Source organism: Moraxella sp. (genome assembly GCF_024227015.1).
GTDB lineage: Bacteria > Pseudomonadota > Gammaproteobacteria > Pseudomonadales > Moraxellaceae > Moraxella.
Window position 1 is genome coordinate 1 of the sequence record NZ_JAAELD010000078.1, and the last position, 1,498, is coordinate 1,498.

Genomic DNA, 1,498 nt, shown 5'->3' on the forward strand with positions numbered 1-1,498 from the left:
AAGCCATACCACCATTAGGGGCTTGATATTCTTTGGCTAAACTGATGGTTTCTTTGGGCAGCGAAAGACTCCCTTCCCAAGTGATGCTTTTGGGTAAATAGGCGCGTAAATTATTATAATGTGAAGCCATCGTGCCTTTGCTGAGTTTTTGCTCCCAGCAAGCATAAGGATAATCACGCATATATTTAAACGCGCCATCAACATCGCTGATCACCGTTGGAGAGGCAATGACACTTAAACCGCCTACATCAGTATGAATATCTGTTGGGAATTGCACAGAGACACTGACTTCATTGGTTATCGTTGTGCCATAAGTTGCCGCTGTTGTCGATGGGCGACGGGGTAGCACTTGTAACGTTTTTTCTAGCGCATCCTGCTCAACTCCATCAGTAGCCCTGGTTGTGAATTGAATGGTACCTGCGCCTGTTGTTTTTATCGGCAGCCATTGGATATAACGCTTATACGGTTGCGCCTTCACCGTCGCAGAAGTACTGATCGGCTCATTAATTGGCTTTTCTTCTGTGCCTAACAAGCTCTGGAAACTTTCCATAAAGCCACCGATTATGCCTGAAGACTCTTCTTTATTTATAAGGATAACAGGACCATTGGCTTCTAGCGTCAGATTTAAGTCGCGCACTTGAGCAGTGCGATTCATCACACTAAAGCCCGCTTGAAAACTATCGCCGCTAGTCAACTGGTTAGGCAAGACGGGGCGAATTTCAATTGGCTTATTCACTTTGAAATTGGCATCCCCTAAGCCCATACGATCACCTGGGGTGACTGCCATGACTAATATGCGCCAACCTGTCAAGTTGTCAGGAACGGCAAATTGAATTTGCGCTTTACCTGCCGCATCCGTTTTGATGGCGGGATTCCAATAGCTGACGTATTTAAACAGGGAACGCGTACTTAATTCCGTGCTGCCGCCATCACCACCTGCGTTAGCTCCCTTTTTTTCAAACTTTTGCCGCCCGACAAGGCGCATCAGTAGGCTAAAGTTTGCCATATCCAAACCATCTAGTGTATAAAAGCCTTTATACGGATCAAAATAATCCAGCCCATCGGCTAATAAATCAAAGACAGATTCATCTAGCACTGTTATTGCTAATTCTATCTGTTGTGAAATCCCCTCTTGTTCCCCTTTATCAAAGGAAGATTGGGGAGGATTTTTCAAATAAGCGCGTAAATCAATCGTCACCTGCTCACGGGGTTTATACACCGCTTTGTCTGTTTTAATATCGACAACTAATTCCTTATAGGGTTCCTTGACATTAGTTTGGACATAACCCATACGGAAAGCAGGTTTACCCAAATCAACTTGATTTTTATCAATCGGCTTATCAACTCGCGGCGACATCACCGTTACGGAAACAAAGAAGCCCGGTGCATAATCCGGTTCTACCGGCACCTCGATAATTTCCATACTCTCGGTTAAGGTTTCTACCCAACTCTTGAGTGTTCCAAAACGCTCTACCGTGATTAATGCTTGCGCCCCAGG

1 protein-coding gene is annotated in these 1,498 nt (G+C 45.1%); it reads right to left on the reverse strand.

Translation table 11 applies throughout. From position 1 onward, the window contains the following. On the reverse strand, window positions 1-1,498 hold a 1,498-nt coding region (locus GY683_RS01650; protein WP_297287098.1), incomplete at both ends, for an alpha-2-macroglobulin family protein.